Origin of the sequence: Lentzea sp. NPDC004782, from assembly GCF_040609115.1 — a bacterium.
Taxonomy (GTDB): Bacteria; Actinomycetota; Actinomycetes; order Mycobacteriales; family Pseudonocardiaceae; genus Lentzea.
The window spans coordinates 18237-31790 of record NZ_JBEXJN010000017.1 but is presented as its reverse complement, the minus strand read 5'-3'; the positions used below and the strand labels follow the sequence as shown (position 1 = coordinate 31790).

The window sequence follows — 13554 nt, the reverse complement described above, 5'->3', positions numbered from 1 at the left end:
CTCACGCTGTCGCCTCGCCACCGCCGTCCTCCCTGCCCACTCCTCGCTCCCCGCCCCTCTCGGACGTGACCCCCGCCAGCTGATGTGACAGGCTGATCCGTTGTCAGCTGATTGGTGTCACATCCGCCTGGAGGGCTCTCGTGATCGAGGTCGTCAACCCCGCCACCGAGGAAGTCATCGGCACGCTCGCCGAAGGCACACCGGCCGACGTCGACACGGCCGTGGCCGCAGCGGTGGCCGCCTTCCCGGCGTGGTCGCAGACCTCGGTGGACGAGCGGTCGAAGGTCGTCCGGGCGATCATCGACGGGCTGGGGGAGCGCTCCGACGAGCTCGCACGGACCATGACGGCCGAGATGGGCACGCCCATCACGTTCAGCCAGAAGGTGCAGGTCGCGAACCCCGTCGCCATCGCGGAGGGGGTCGCGGACGTGCTGGAGCGCGGCTACTTCGAGCCGGAGGAGATCGGCAACTCGCTGATCTTCCGCGAACCGATCGGGGTCGTCGCCGCCATCACGCCGTGGAACTTCCCGCTGCAGCAGATGGTGGCCAAGGTCGTGCCGGCGCTCGCCGCGGGCAACACCGTGGTGCTCAAGCCGAGCGAGCTGGCGCCGAAGACCGCCGACCTGCTCGCGGAGATCATCGCCGCGACCACTCCGGAGGGCGTGTTCCACCTCGTCCACGGCACCGGACCGGTCGTCGGTGAGGCGCTCGCGGCGCACCCGGACGTGGACATGGTGTCGTTCACCGGGTCCACGCGTGCCGGGCGGCGGGTGTCGGCGGTGGCGTCCGAGACGGTCAAGCGGGTCGCGCTGGAGCTGGGCGGCAAGTCGGCGTGCATCGTGCTCGACGACGCGGACTTCGGGCGTGCGGTGAAGATCGCGGTCGCCAACGCGTTCATGAACAACGGTCAGGCGTGCAGCGCCTGGACGCGGTTGCTCGTGCCCGCGGACCGGCACGACGAGGCCGTTCAGCTGGCTGCCGCGGCGGCGAGCAAGTACACGCCGGCCGATCCGGGCGACCCGTCGGCGCGCATCGGGCCGGCGGTGTCGAAGGCGCAGCGCGACCGCGTCGTCGGGTACATCCGCAAGGGTGTCGAGGAAGGTGCGCAGCTGGCCGCCGGTGGGCCGGAAGCGCCGCTGCCCCAGGGGTTCTACGTCGCGCCGACGGTGTTCGGTGGCGTCACGCCGCAGATGACGATCGCCCAGGAGGAGATCTTCGGGCCGGTCCTGTCGGTCATGCCGTACGTGGACGAGGACGACGCGGTGCGCATCGCGAACTCCACGATCTACGGCCTGGCGGGCGGTGTGTTCTCCGCCGACACCGAACGGGCGATGCGGGTGGCGAAGCGGCTGCGCACCGGCCAGGTCGACATCAACGCGGCCGCGTTCAACACGAGCGCGCCGTTCGGCGGCTACCGCCAGTCGGGCAACGGCCGGGAGTTCGGCAGGTTCGGCCTGGACGAGTTCTGCGAGATCAAGTCGATCCAGCGGTAATTGTGCTGCGGCGACGGCCGGGGGCGGCGTATCACTAGCTCCATGGCCGACTCATCGCTGAGCATCAGGACCATGGACGAGTCCGACCTCCCCGAGTTCTCGCGGGTGATGGCGTGGGCGTTCCTCGGTGACCCCCGAGGCGTGGACAGCAAGTGGCTCAAGGTCCTCGAACGCGACCGGGCGCACGCGGTCTGCGACGGTGCCGAGATCATCGGTACGGCGGGGATCCTGACCAGGGAGATCACCGTCCCCGGCGGTCTGCAGGCACCTGTCGGCGCGGTGACCGTCGTGACGGTCAAACCGGGCCACCGGCGGCGGGGCGTCGCGTCGTTGCTGATGAAGACGCAGCTGCACGGCATGCACGAGTCGGGGGAGCCGCTCGCGATCCTCTGGGCGTCGGAGGGCTCGATCTACCGCCGGTTCGGCTACGGCGAGCTCGCCACCAGCATCAACCGGATGACGATGCCGACCCGGATGGCGTTCCACCCCGGCGTCTCGGTGAGCGACACGCGGATCCGGCAGGTGACTCGCGAGGAGGCGCTGCCGTTCATGCGCGAGGTGCACGACCGGGTGCGGCGCACGCGGGTCGGCTGGCTGAGCCGCGTAGAGGCGACGTGGGACGTTCAGCTCGCCGACGGCGAGGTCGACCGCGACGGCCTGACCTCCTTCCGATACTGCCTGCACCCCGAGGGGTACGTGGTGTTCCGGGTCAAGGGCGGCCGCAGCCCGCGCGGGCCGGTCGACGAGCTGCACGTGAAGGAGCTGGTGTGCGAGACCGAGCAGGCGTACGTCGACCTGTACCGGTTCCTGCTGGACATCGACCTGGCGGCGGAGATCTCCTTCTACACCGCCACCGACGACCCGATCCTGCACATGGTCGACAACCCGCGGCAGGTGAGCCGCGACCTCGGCGACGCGCTGTGGCTGCGGATCGTCGACCTCGACCGGGCTCTGCCGCTGCGGCGTTATTCGTCCGATGTGGACACCGTGCTCGCCGTCGAGGACTCCTTCTGCCCGTGGAACACCGGCCGTTGGCGCTTCACGGTGAAGGGCGGGGAAGCGGTGGTCACCCGCACCGAGGACCCGGCGGACGTGTCGCTCGACATCGCGTCGCTCGGCAGCGCTTACCTCGGCGGGGTAAGGCTTTCCGTGCTCAGGCGGGCACACCGCGTGGTTGAGCACACGCCAGGACATGTGGACGCGCTGACGATGGCGTTCCTCAGTGCGTATGAGCCGCATTGCCCTGAGGTGTTCTGACGGAACTACGGCCAACGTCCACTCGTTGACGGTTTACCGGGTGTGGGAGGTAAGCCGTGGGCACCATCGTGTGGGTGGTTGTACTCGTTCTGCTGATCGCAGGCGTGTTCTACCTGGTCAGCCAGAGCAACGCGCGCAAGGCGCGCGAGCTCGACGACGCCAAGGCGGAGGCCCGCCGGTGGGTCGAGCGGCTGGGCGGTCAGGTGATGAGCCTCACTGGTTCGAACGCCGCGTCCACGCAGGCGCTGGCCGACGCGTCCGAGCGCTTCACCGCCGCCGGGTCGCAGATGGAGCAGGTGCGCACGATCCCGCAGGCGCGGCTGGTCACCGAGACCGCGATGGAGGGTCTGCACTACGTCCGCGCCGCGCGTGAGGCGATGGGCATGGACCCCGGTCCCGCGCTGCCCGAGAACCCGGGCCAGAAGCAGGCGGGTGCCGTCAGCGAGGACCGCCAGGTCACCGTCGAGGGCCACCAGTACGCCGCGTCGCCGCACTCCGGTGCCGGCACGCCCTACTACTACCCCGGTGGCATGGTCGCCGGACGTCCGGTGCCGCGTGGCTGGTACTCCGAGCCGTGGTGGAAGCCCGCGCTCGTGGCCGGTGCTTGGGGCGTTGGCACGTTCTTGCTGATGGACGCCATGTTCTCCGGCATGCACGGCATCGGTGACTACGGCATGGGTGCCGCGGACTTCGGCGGAGACACGGTCGGTGACTTCGGTGGTGGCGACTTCGGTGGCGACTTCGGCGGTGACTTCGGTGGCGCCGACATGGGCGACTCCGGCGGCTTCGACTTCGGCGACATGGGCGGTTTCGACTTCTGACCGGTTAAGTGCTCATCAAATGAGCACTTTCCAGCCGGACCCGAACCCCCACCGACCGAAAATTCTCAGGGCTGGCAGACCGGGCACCAGAAGAGGTTGCGGGCCGCCAGCTCCGCGGTGAGGATCTCGGTGCCGCAGACCAGGCACGGCTCCCCGGCACGGCGGTAGACGTACACCTCACCGCCGTGCCGATCCACGCGTGGCGCACGGCCCATGGCGCGCGGCATGTGCTCGGGGCGGACGGTGTTGATCTGCCCGACCTTCACGCCGTCCTTCATCAGCACGACGAGGTCGTCCCACAGCGCGTCCCAGAGCTCGCGGCTGACCTTGTTGCCGACCAGCAGCGGGTTCACGTTGTGCCGGAAGAGGACTTCGGCGCGGTAGACGTTGCCGACGCCCGCGAGGACCTTCTGGTCCATCAACAGCACGGCCAGCGGCTGCTTCGACCGGATGATCCGCTCGTAGGCGCGATCAGGATCGGCGTCCTTGCGCAACGGATCCGGTCCGAGCCGCGCGCGGATCGCCTTGGCCTCGTCGGAGTTGAGCACCTCGCACGCCGTCGGGCCGCGCAGGTCGGTCCAGTGCGTCTCGCCGACCATGCGCATGCGAACCTGGCCGACAGGCAGCAGGACGGGCAGCGGCGACTCGGTGAACGTGCCGTACAAACCGAGGTGCACGTGCACGATCGCGTCGGGGCCGTAGACGTGGAACAGGTGCTTGCCGTGCGCCTCGGCGCGAACGAGCTTGCGTCCGTCCACAAGGGACGCGGAGAAGCGGCCCTGTGGACTGGTGACGGACACCGGCTTGCCCGCGTAACGGCGCTGGTGCAGCCGCGCGAGCCGGTGCAGCGTGTGACCCTCAGGCACGCTTGCTCTCGTAGTCTCCGACCTGGTCGATGCGGCGCTGGTGCCTGGCATCGCCGGAGAACTCGGTCTTGAGGAACGCCGAGACGATCTCGGTCGCCTCCTCGGTGGTGTGCTGGCGGGCACCGATGCCGACGAGGTTGGCGTCGTTGTGCTGGCGGGCGAGCTGGGCGGTGTCGACGTTCCACGCCAGTGCCGCGCGGGCGCCCTTCACCTTGTTCGCGGCGATCTGCTCGCCGTTGCCGGAGCCGCCGATCACCACGCCGAGGCTGCCGGGATTGGCGACGACCTGCTCGGCGGCGTCGATGCAGAACGACGGGTAGTCGTCGAGGGCGTCGTACTCGTGGGCGCCGACATCGACGACCTCGTAGCCCTGCTCCTTGAGAGCCGTGATCAGGTGGGACTTCAGCTCGAAGCCCGCGTGGTCTGCTGCCAGATAAACGTGCACGTCCGGAGTCTGACACGCTGGGGGACATGTTTGCTCAGGAGGGGTACCGGCTGAAGCTGGAGTGGGGGCCTGAGGGCGTCGACGTGCTGCGGGACTGCGACGTGCTGGTCGTGGTGGACGTGCTGTCGTTCACGACCTCGGTCGACCTGGTGGTCGGCAACGGGGGCCAGGTCCGGCCGTCGCGCTGGAAGCCGCGGAACGGCACGTTGCGACCAGCGTCACTCGTCGACGCGACGGGGCTGGTGGAGCTGCCGTCGCCGAACGGGTCGAACCTGTGCGCGCTGGCCGCCGAGACCGGCGCGCACGTGCTCGCGGCCTGTCTGCGCAACGCCGCGGCGGTGGCGAAGCGGGCGCAGGAACTGGGCGGGACGATCGGCGTCGTCCCCGGTGGCGAGCGGTGGGGCCTCAACATGACGGGAGTGGGGGAGACGTTCGGTCCGCTGCGGCCGTGCGTCGAGGACTACCTGGGCGCGGGCGCTGTGCTGGCCGAGCTCTCCGGTTCCGCCTCGCCCGAGGCGGAACTCGCGGTGACGGCGTTCCGCAACACCGATGTGGCGGCTGCCGTGAGGGCGTGCGGATCCGGGCAGGAGCTGATCGCACACGGGCACGCGGCGGACGTGGAGCTGGCGGTGCAAATCGGGGTCAGCGAGGCGGTGCCGGTGCTGGTCGACGGGGTGCTCAGGTGATCGAGATCGCCGACGGGGTGTTCATCAAGCGGCACAGCGAGCTCGACCTCACGCTCGGGCTCATCACCGGATCCGGTGACTCGCTGCTCGTGGACTCCGGGATGGACCCGGCGCTCGCCGCCGAGCTGGGTTCTTCAGGGCTGTGTTCACCGGGGTCGGGTCCCTCGCGGATCGTGTTGACGCACAACCACTTCGACCACGTGCTGGCGACCGAGGCGTTCCTGCCGTGCGAGGTGTGGGCGCACGAGGACTGCGTGATCGACGAGTCGCTGCTCGAGAACCGTGCCGTGTACTACCCGGAGCCGTTCGAGGGCACGTTGATCGCGCCCACGCACACGTTCCGCGACACCGTCACGCTGGACGTCGGCGGGCGCAGGGTCGACCTGCACCACTTCGGTCCCGCGCACACCTCGCACGACGTGGTCGTGCACGTGCCGGACGCCGGGGTGGTGTTCGCGGGTGACCTCGTCGAGGAGGGCGCGGAGGCCCAGGCGGGAACGGATGCGACGCCGTCGAACTGGCGGCACGTCCTGGACCTGATGCTGGAGCTGGACCCGCGGATCGTCGTGCCGGGCCACGGCAACCCGGTCGACGCTCAGTTCGTCCGGGAGATGGCGATCCCCGCCCTTAACCCGGAGGCCAGGTGAGGCCTCGGCCGCCCAGGACGTGGCAGTGCACGTGGAAGACGGTCTGGCCGCCGTCCTTGCCGGTGTTGAACACCAGCCGGTAGCCGGACTCGTCGATGCCCTCGGCCTTGGCGACCTGGTGCGCGGTGGCGAGGATCTGCCCCGCGAGCACCGGGTCGACGTCGCCGACGGCCCGGTGGTGCTCCTTGGGGATCACCAGCACGTGGGTGGGCGCCTTGGGGTCGATGTCGCGGAACGCGAGCGTCGTGTCGGTCTCCGCCACGACGCTCGCCGGGATCTCACCGGCGACGATGCGGCAGAACAGGCAATCGGGAGCGCTGTCGGTCACACCGGCACGGTAGTCGGCCGGGGCCATCAGCACGGTATTGGGCCCGTTGGGCTCTGTCGTTCTTCCCCGCCGGGGATGAATCATGGCTGGGTGAAGGGCGCCAAACTGCTGGTCATCGTTCGGTGCCTCATCAGCTTCGCGATCGGCGTGCTGCTCGTGATCCTCGCGATCCGCTTCGGTGAGGCCCTGTGGCGCGCGGTCCAGTAGACCTTGATCTTCCTCAGTGGACGAAACAGAACTCGTTGCCCTCGGGGTCGCGCATCACCTGGAAGCTGCCCTGCTCGTCCGTGACGACCACTCCTTCGCGGGTGGCGCCGAGGTTCACCGCCTTCACGACGGCGGCCTCGATGTCGTCGACCTCGAAGTCGAGGTGCAGCCGGTTCTTGACGTCCCTGCGCTCGGGCACCGGCTGGAACGACATGCGCGGGCAGCCGGGCGGTTCGACGTGGGCCCAGCCGTGGGCGCGCTCGACGGGTTCGCCGCCGAGCAACTCGGCCCAGAACCGCACGAGGCGTGCGGGGTCGTTGCTGTCGACGACGATCTGCTCCAGCCTCACGTCTTCACCAGGTTCTCTCGTGCCCACTCGCAGCAGAGGTCGAGCAGCCCCAGCAGCTTGCGCCCTTGCTCGGTCAGCTCGTACTCGACGCGTGGCGGGTTCTCGTCGTACTCGGTGCGCGTGACTGTGCCTTCGCGCTCCATCGCCCGCAACGTCTCGGTGAGCACTTTGGCCGTCACCACCGGCATCTCCGCGCGCAGCTCCGTGAACCGCCTGCGGCCGCCGTGCAGTCCTCGCAACACGTGCGCGGTCCACTTGTCACCGATGCGGTACGGGAGTTCTCCGTGTTCGCATTTCACCTGCTCACCCCCGATATCGTTGCGGAAACCGGACACCCGCACCCTACCTTCGCGCTCATGGCGAAGATCGTTGTTTTCGGTGCGTACGGACAGGCGGGCCGCGAGATCGCGGCGGTGGCCCAAGCGCGTGGCCACGAGGTCACGAAGATCGGCCGGGACCCCGGCGTGCAGGCGGCCGCGGAGGTGGCGGCGGGCTACGACGTCGCGGTGAGCGCGGTGGTCGACCTGTCGCGTGATCCGGCGGAGTTCTACACCGAGGCGGCACGTGCCCTGGTGGCGTCCGGTGCCGGCCGGATCATCGTGGTCGGCGTCTACCCGCTCCTGGAGACCGCTCCGGGCGTGCGAGCGGTGGACTCGGCCGACTTCCCGCCCGAGCACCGCCCGTTCTGCCTCGGCCACGCGGCCGGCGTGCAGGTGCTGGCGGACTCCGCCGCGGACTGGCTGGTGATCAGCCCGGTGGGCATGTTCGGCGGCACCCCCACCGGCCGCTACCGCCTGGGCGAGGTGAACCCGTCCGACGAACTGACCTACCAGGACTTCGCCCTGGCCGTCCTGGACGAACTGGAACACCCCACCCACCACCGAACCCAACTGGGCATCTCCTCAGCCTGACCCAAACCCACACCCTGACAACACGGCCCGCCGCGACACCCCGAACGAGCACAGCGGTAACAGCCCGGTGTGGCGGCGGTGGTGTCCCGCAACGCTGGCCGGCAGCGTTGCGCCGCCCCGGCACGGCGTCACAACCCCGCCCGCCACCAATCGAAATCCGCAGCCAGCCCAAGTCTGGCCAACCACATGCCCCACACCCCAAGGCGACCCACCCAAGGTGACGCACCGCCCAAGGCGCCCACTCACCCAAGGTCATTCCCCCAAAGGCGACCCGCCCGCCAATGGTGACCTGCCCACTGAAGGTGGCTCCCCCAAAGTGACCCCATCGAAGGCGACTCGCCCGCCAATGGTGACTGCCCACTGAAGGTGGCTCCCCCAAGGTGCCCCCATCGAAGGCGACTCGCCCGCCAATGGTGACTGCCCACTGAAGGTGGCTCCCCCAAGGTGCCCCCACCGAAGGCGACCCACCCGCCAAACGTGTGACCCAACTCATATGGGGGTCCGGGGGCAGGCCCCCGGCTGGGGTCTGGGGGGCTCGGCCCCCAGATAAAAGACGAGAGGCCGACGGTGTCTGCGCTCTCCGCAGACACTCGTCGACCTCGGCCGCGAGCGGGCGACGGGAATCGAACCCGCGTAGCTAGTTTGGAAGACTAGGGCTCTACCATTGAGCTACGCCCGCGTTGCCGCCCCTGGTAGGGGCTGCGGTCAATACCTTAGCGGAGGGCGGTAAGCTTGTTCCAACCGGGGCGTGGCGCAGTTTGGTAGCGCACCCGCTTTGGGAGCGGGGGGTCGCAGGTTCAAATCCTGTCGCCCCGATCGGTTGGCGAAACCCGTGGCGACTTGCGCTGCGGGTTTTCGCATTTCAGAGCGTCTGGGGCGTCGGATGGCGGCTGGACCAGGCGGTGAGCACCTCGGCGACGTGGGTGGCGTCTGCACGGGTGGTCGGCGCCGTCGAGTGACAAGAATGACTTCGGGTGGCGGGCTGCCTCGAAGATGATGCGCGCGTTGTCGATGCCGACCAGGTCGTCTTGTGATGAGTGCATGACGAGCAGGGCGCGGTCGAGGCCTGCGGGGCCCGCGGTTTGGTCCTGGTGCTTGATGTCGTGCAGGAACTCGTGGGGGATGCGGAAGGGTCGTCCGGCGAGCTGCACTTCGGCGATGTCACGGGCTTCGATTTCGGCTGTAGCCGGGCCGAGCGGGTGTTGGACGTGGGTGGTTTCGGGGATGCGGGTGGCGGCGGCCAGCGAGTGTCCGATGAGGACGCTCGGAGCGCCGATGGTGTCGCGGAGGGCGGCGACGCCGCGGTCGGCGAGTTCGCGGGAGATGCGGGTGGCGGCGACCGAGTCCTTGCCGCAGGTGAAGCAGTGGGCGAACACCGGGGTTGCCTTGACGTTTTCTGCGGTCAGTTCGAGGGCGGCCGGGCCAGCGGCTGACCGTGGTTGCCCGCGAAGACGGCTTTCCGGTCGTCCAGGACCTCTATGGTGCGTCACGTGCGCTACCAGTACCTCGACGCCCGGCTGCGGGAGGCTTTCGACGACGCGGGGCTCGACCGCGGGCAGCGGGCGTTGCTGCAGGGCGTGTTGCGGGCGCTTGATCCCGATGCGCATCTCGGCGAGCACGTGGCGGGTCTCAACAGCGCGTTTCTGGCGGTGACGCGGGCGCAGACCGCGCTCGACAGTCATGCGACCGAGGATCAGCCGCGGTGGAACCTGTTGCGGCGCATCGTCACCACGTCGCTGGCGTGCGTCGACGCCGCCAGGCCCGCGTATGCGCTCGGTGGTGCCAGGGAGCTGAAGGAGGCGCGGCGGACGCTGCTGGCGGTCGACGCGGCCATTGCGGCGGACGGGCAGAGGTTCGATCGTCAGGTCGCGGCCGCGGCGGCGAGGGAGCTGGATCCGCAGGCGTTGGAGGCAGCGGTCAAGCAGTGGATCACTCCACTGTGGAACGGAGTGGAGCTTCCGCTGCGCGCCAGGATGATCGCGGAGGTGGCGGTCGTCGTGGCGGTGCACGGCCGGGACGGCAGGCATCTGCGCACCGACCTGTTGCGGTGGCTCAAGAAGCCCGCGGATCTGCACGAGGTGCTCTGGCCGCAGCCGCGCAGGCACGTGGTGGCGCTGGTGGTGCGCGGTGCGCGGGTGCTGCGGCATTTGGAGGAGCTGTTGCCGCAGGCCAGGCAGGAGCCGTTGCACCGCAACAGGTTGCCGAAGGACGACTTCCTCAAGGACGCGGTGGACGGCTCGTCGGTGCTGGTGCGGCTGCCGGTCAGCGCGGCGGACGCGCACACGGCGGCGTTGCTCGGCAGGCGGGTTCTCGGCGAGGTGCTCGACCAGTACGCGGCGGGGGAGCGGCTCACGGAGCTGAACATCGCGCCGCTGTGGCAGGTCAGCGGTCCGACCGGACGTGTCACGCGCGGTACCGAGCATCAGCGCACGCTCAACAACGCCTATCCGCTCACCGCGTACTGGCCTGCCGAGCTGCGCAGTGCGATGCGGGTGGCGAACCTGGCCAGGCAGGTTCAGGCGAGCAGGGCGCCGATGGCCAGTGCGGGGCTCGCGTGGAGTGCGCTGGAGGCGACCGGTCTTGATCCGAGCAGGATCGGCTGGCTGGCGAAGGCGTGCGCGCTGCAGATGTTGCGGCAGCACCTGGTCAGCCTGCACGTGGTCGTGACCAATCACGACAGCCGGTTGCGCGTGGAGCTCGATGCGCACGTTCCGACGACCGGGGTGAAGCACCACCTGAAGTCCGTGGATGCGTGGCTGGAGGTGCTGGTCCCGCACAACCGCCCGAAAGGACAGCTCAAGGCCGCGCAGGACGCCGTCACGGCGCTGGCCGAGAACGAGGGCGGGCTGGTGCGGGACCTGGTCGAGCTCTGGCGGGCCAGGCTCGCCGACTCCCGTGCGCTCGCGCGCTGGTTGCGGGAGCAGGAGGACACCGCCGCGGCGGTGCTGGAATGGCTCTACGTCACGCGGAACCTGGCGTTCCACGCCGGCCGGTTCGCGACACCCGTCGACGAGCTGACGGCTCAGGCCGGTCAGGCCGTCGCGGATCTGACGCTCGAGTTCCTCGGGAACTGGCGAACCGTGGAAAGGCAGCGGGGCGAGCCCGAGACGGCAGTAGTGGAGATCTACCGCAGGCTCGCCCAGCGTTACGACCAGCTGGAGGCCCGGCTCAGGCGAGCCGGGTCCGTCCGCAGGCTCAGCGTCGAGGACATCTCCGGCCCCGACGAGAAGTGGTGGTCAAGGGTTGTGAGCAGCTAGTGGGGCGTCGCGGAAGGTGGGCGAGGCGATTCACGCCCAGCAGGGCGCCTCGCGGCACCGTTAGGGCTTGGCCTTGGTGAGCCAGTCCTCGACGCGGTCGGGGTTGGCCTCGACCCACCGCTTCGCCGCCTCGTCGGGCGACATCTTGTACTTCGCGATGAACGACGCGACCGTGTCCTGCTCGTCGTTGCTCCACTGGAAGTTCTGCACGAGCCTGGCCGCGGGGCCGCCCTTGTCCATGAACTTCTTCGAAGCGATCTTGTCGAGCTCGTAGCGCGGGTAGTCGCAGGCGACCTTGGCCGCGTCCGCGTCGCAGCCGGCCTTGTACTCGGGCAGGTCGACCTTGACCAGTTCGATGTCGAGGTGCAGCCACTGCGGTTCGAAGAAGTAGCCGATCAGTGCGGTCTTCTTCTCCTCGGCCTGGCGGAACGCCTTGATCAGCGCCTGCTCGCTGCCCGCGTAGACGACCTTGTAGTTGAGGCCCAGGTTCTTCACCAGTGCCTCGTCGTTGGTCACGTACGAGGGGTCGCCGTCGAGCACCTGGCCCTTGCCGTCGGACTGCGACGTCTTGAACATGTCCGCGTACTTGTTGAGGTTCTGCCAGTTCGTGATGTCCGGGTAGGTCTTCTTCATCCACGGCGGCACGTACCAGCCGATCACGCCCTTGTTGCCGGACGGGCCGATCCGCACGGCGGTGCGCTTCTCGTCGATGTACTTCTGCTTGAGGTCCTCGTGACCCCAGTTCTCCAGGATCACGTCGATCTCGCCGGAGTCGAGGCCCTGCCAGGCGGTCTGCTCGTCGACTTCCTTCTTCGTCACCTTGCAACCGAGCCGCTTCTCGGCCAGGTACGCGACGACGGCCGCGTTGGCCTCGTAGCCGACCCACGGGTTGACCGCGAGGGTGACGGAGCCACAGGGTTCGGTCGGTCCTGCCGAGCCGGAGCGGGGTGCCGACGACGACGTCGATCCGCTGCCGCAACCGGCAATTGTCAACACGAGCGTCATTGCCAGAGCGATTCTGGGGGCTTGCACGAACAGCTCCTCGTCGAGGGGACAGCGGTGCAGAGGACCGCTCAGTTCAGCTTTTCCCGTTCGATCGACGGCAGTCAAGTCATGGGATGATTGGTTGTCCACAAAGGAGCGAATTTGTATCGGCCCTTGACCGTATCCGTGCGAGGGTCGATGCTGTCGCGCATCGAGAAACGTTGTGCGCAGTCCGCAACAGCCCGCAAGAGTTCCGCAACAGGTTCGGAGTGGTTTGGCGTGGATCCCGTGATTTCGGTCAGGGACCTGTGGAAGGTGTTCGGTCCCAACGCGTCTCAAGTGGTGGCATCGAGCGAGCTGAAATCGTTGTCACGGTCGGAGCTGATGGACCGCACTGGTTCGGTCGCCGCTGTGCGCGGAGTGGACTTCGAGGTTGCTCCGGGTGAGATGTTCGTGGTCATGGGCCTGTCCGGCTCCGGCAAGTCCACACTGGTCCGTTGTCTGACGAGGTTGGTGGAACCGACCTCGGGCACGATCGTGTTCGAAGGCGAGAACATTCTCGCGGCGGACGCCAAACGTCTGCGCGACCTGCGCAGGAACAAGTTCTCCATGGTGTTCCAGCACTTCGGGTTGCTGCCGCACCGGACCGTCGCGGACAACGTCGGTTACGGGTTGGAAATCCGCGGGGTACCGCGGGCGAAACGTGGAGAGCGGTCGCAGGAAGTGATCGATCTTGTAGGTCTGACGGGCTACGAGAAGTCCTATCCGGATCAGCTGTCCGGCGGTATGCAACAGCGCGTCGGCCTTGCTCGTGCGCTCGCCGGTGATCCGGATGTTTTGTTCTTCGATGAACCTTTCTCGGCGCTCGACCCGTTGATCCGCCGCGACATGCAGTCCGAGGTCATCAGGCTGCACCGCGAGGTCGGCAAGACGATGGTCTTCATCACCCACGACCTGAGCGAGGCGCTCAAGCTGGGCGACCGGATCCTGATCATGCGTGACGGCCAGGTCGTGCAGGTCGGCACCGGTGACGAGCTGGTCGGCGCGCCCGCGGACGACTACGTGCGCGACTTCGTGAAGGACGTGCCGCGTTCGCACGTGCTGACGTTGAAGTGGATCATGCGGCCGCCGCGTCCCGACGACGAGCTGGACGGTCCGGAGCTCTCGCCGGAGACCGTGGTGCGCGAGGCCGTGCGCAGCGTGCTCAGCGCCGACAAGCCGGTGAAGGTCGTGCGGGACGGCGAACTGCTCGGCGTGGTGGCGGACGAGGAGATCCTCGGGGTCGTCGCCGGGGAGGCGTGAG

Annotated in this window: 15 protein-coding genes and 2 tRNA genes; 9 read left to right on the top strand and 8 right to left on the bottom strand. The window is 68.6% G+C overall.

Annotation, left to right across the window (positions count from 1 at the left end):
• Positions 1 to 140: 140 nt before the first annotated feature.
• The 3 genes from ABZV40_RS17865 to ABZV40_RS17855 are packed head-to-tail and all read left to right on the top strand — an operon-like array spanning position 141 to position 3571.
• Entirely contained in the window at positions 141 to 1493 is a 1353-nt protein-coding gene (locus ABZV40_RS17865; RefSeq protein ID WP_355442089.1) for an aldehyde dehydrogenase family protein, read from the top strand.
• Positions 1494 to 1535: 42 nt separating this feature from the next.
• Positions 1536 to 2750 (top strand): GNAT family N-acetyltransferase, encoded by a 1215-nt coding sequence (locus ABZV40_RS17860; RefSeq protein WP_355442086.1) that lies wholly within the window; start codon positions 1536 to 1538, stop codon positions 2748 to 2750.
• A gap of 56 nt (positions 2751 to 2806) precedes the next feature.
• Positions 2807 to 3571: a hypothetical protein gene (locus ABZV40_RS17855; RefSeq protein ID WP_355442084.1), complete on the top strand. Its 765-nt coding sequence runs from the start codon at positions 2807 to 2809 to the stop codon at positions 3569 to 3571.
• A gap of 65 nt (positions 3572 to 3636) precedes the next feature.
• On the opposite strand, the gene ABZV40_RS17850 is transcribed toward ABZV40_RS17855, so the two are convergent.
• The gene (locus ABZV40_RS17850) at positions 3637 to 4437 is read right to left on the bottom strand and encodes a zinc finger domain-containing protein (RefSeq protein ID WP_355442081.1); all 801 of its coding nucleotides are present in this window, start codon (positions 4435 to 4437) and stop codon (positions 3637 to 3639) included.
• Positions 4430 to 4882, bottom strand: coding sequence for a ribose-5-phosphate isomerase (locus ABZV40_RS17845; RefSeq protein ID WP_355442078.1), 453 nt, complete (start codon positions 4880 to 4882; stop codon positions 4430 to 4432). The genes ABZV40_RS17850 and ABZV40_RS17845 overlap by 8 nt, the downstream gene beginning before the upstream one ends.
• Positions 4883 to 4908: 26 nt before the next feature.
• On the opposite strand from ABZV40_RS17845, the gene ABZV40_RS17840 reads away from it, so the two are divergent.
• Complete coding sequence (locus ABZV40_RS17840; RefSeq protein WP_355442076.1) at positions 4909 to 5568, top strand: 2-phosphosulfolactate phosphatase; 660 nt, start codon at positions 4909 to 4911, stop codon at positions 5566 to 5568.
• Complete coding sequence (locus ABZV40_RS17835) at positions 5565 to 6215, top strand: MBL fold metallo-hydrolase (RefSeq protein ID WP_355442073.1); 651 nt, start codon at positions 5565 to 5567, stop codon at positions 6213 to 6215. The genes ABZV40_RS17840 and ABZV40_RS17835 overlap by 4 nt, the downstream gene beginning before the upstream one ends.
• Here the strand turns inward: ABZV40_RS17835 and ABZV40_RS17830 are convergent.
• The 3 genes from ABZV40_RS17830 to ABZV40_RS17820 all read right to left on the bottom strand — a co-directional run bounded on the left by ABZV40_RS17830 (position 6196) and on the right by ABZV40_RS17820 (position 7398).
• The gene (locus ABZV40_RS17830) at positions 6196 to 6543 is read right to left on the bottom strand and encodes a histidine triad nucleotide-binding protein (RefSeq protein ID WP_355442070.1); all 348 of its coding nucleotides are present in this window, start codon (positions 6541 to 6543) and stop codon (positions 6196 to 6198) included. The genes ABZV40_RS17835 and ABZV40_RS17830 overlap by 20 nt on opposite strands.
• Before the next feature lie 220 nt (positions 6544 to 6763).
• A complete protein-coding gene (locus ABZV40_RS17825) occupies positions 6764 to 7099 on the bottom strand; it encodes a VOC family protein (protein ID WP_355442068.1) in 336 nt (111 codons plus the stop codon).
• The gene (locus ABZV40_RS17820) at positions 7096 to 7398 is read right to left on the bottom strand and encodes a helix-turn-helix domain-containing protein (RefSeq protein WP_355442065.1); all 303 of its coding nucleotides are present in this window, start codon (positions 7396 to 7398) and stop codon (positions 7096 to 7098) included. Before ABZV40_RS17820 ends, ABZV40_RS17825 begins: the two co-directional genes overlap by 4 nt.
• A 57-nt stretch (positions 7399 to 7455) precedes the next feature.
• On the opposite strand from ABZV40_RS17820, the gene ABZV40_RS17815 reads away from it, so the two are divergent.
• Complete coding sequence (locus ABZV40_RS17815) at positions 7456 to 8010, top strand: NAD(P)H-binding protein (RefSeq protein WP_355442062.1); 555 nt, start codon at positions 7456 to 7458, stop codon at positions 8008 to 8010.
• A gap of 608 nt (positions 8011 to 8618) precedes the next feature.
• Here the strand turns inward: ABZV40_RS17815 and ABZV40_RS17810 are convergent.
• Positions 8619 to 8689: transfer RNA gene (locus tag ABZV40_RS17810), tRNA-Gly, on the bottom strand.
• 63 nt (positions 8690 to 8752) lie between these two features.
• Between ABZV40_RS17810 and ABZV40_RS17805 the strand changes: the two genes are divergently transcribed.
• Positions 8753 to 8826, top strand: a tRNA-Pro gene (locus ABZV40_RS17805).
• On the opposite strand, the gene ABZV40_RS17800 is transcribed toward ABZV40_RS17805, so the two are convergent.
• Positions 8808 to 9386, bottom strand: coding sequence for a hypothetical protein (locus ABZV40_RS17800; protein ID WP_355442060.1), 579 nt, complete (start codon positions 9384 to 9386; stop codon positions 8808 to 8810). The genes ABZV40_RS17805 and ABZV40_RS17800 overlap by 19 nt on opposite strands.
• 114 nt (positions 9387 to 9500) lie before the next feature.
• Here ABZV40_RS17800 and ABZV40_RS17795 point away from each other — a divergent pair, with 114 nt between their 5' ends.
• On the top strand, positions 9501 to 11267 hold the full coding sequence (locus ABZV40_RS17795; protein WP_355442058.1) for a hypothetical protein: 1767 nt from the start codon (positions 9501 to 9503) through the stop codon (positions 11265 to 11267).
• Positions 11268 to 11327: 60 nt separating this feature from the next.
• On the opposite strand, the gene ABZV40_RS17790 is transcribed toward ABZV40_RS17795, so the two are convergent.
• Positions 11328 to 12272 (bottom strand): ABC transporter substrate-binding protein, encoded by a 945-nt coding sequence (locus ABZV40_RS17790; protein ID WP_355442056.1) that lies wholly within the window; start codon positions 12270 to 12272, stop codon positions 11328 to 11330.
• A 363-nt stretch (positions 12273 to 12635) separates the two neighbouring features.
• Here ABZV40_RS17790 and ABZV40_RS17785 point away from each other — a divergent pair, with 363 nt between their 5' ends.
• The gene (locus ABZV40_RS17785; RefSeq protein WP_355442054.1) at positions 12636 to 13553 is read left to right on the top strand and encodes a betaine/proline/choline family ABC transporter ATP-binding protein; all 918 of its coding nucleotides are present in this window, start codon (positions 12636 to 12638) and stop codon (positions 13551 to 13553) included.
• Position 13554: the final 1 nt, after the last annotated feature.

Coding starts and splice junctions, on each gene's coding strand:
- ABZV40_RS17815 (WP_355442062.1), top strand. CDS start 7,456: ATGGCGAAGATCGTTGTTTTCGGTGCGTACGGACAGGCGGGCCGCGAG.
- ABZV40_RS17790 (WP_355442056.1), bottom strand. CDS start 12,272: ATGACGCTCGTGTTGACAATTGCCGGTTGCGGCAGCGGATCGACGTCG.
- ABZV40_RS17840 (WP_355442076.1), top strand. CDS start 4,909: ATGTTTGCTCAGGAGGGGTACCGGCTGAAGCTGGAGTGGGGGCCTGAG.
- ABZV40_RS17785 (WP_355442054.1), top strand. CDS start 12,636: ATGGACCGCACTGGTTCGGTCGCCGCTGTGCGCGGAGTGGACTTCGAG.
- ABZV40_RS17860 (WP_355442086.1), top strand. CDS start 1,536: ATGGCCGACTCATCGCTGAGCATCAGGACCATGGACGAGTCCGACCTC.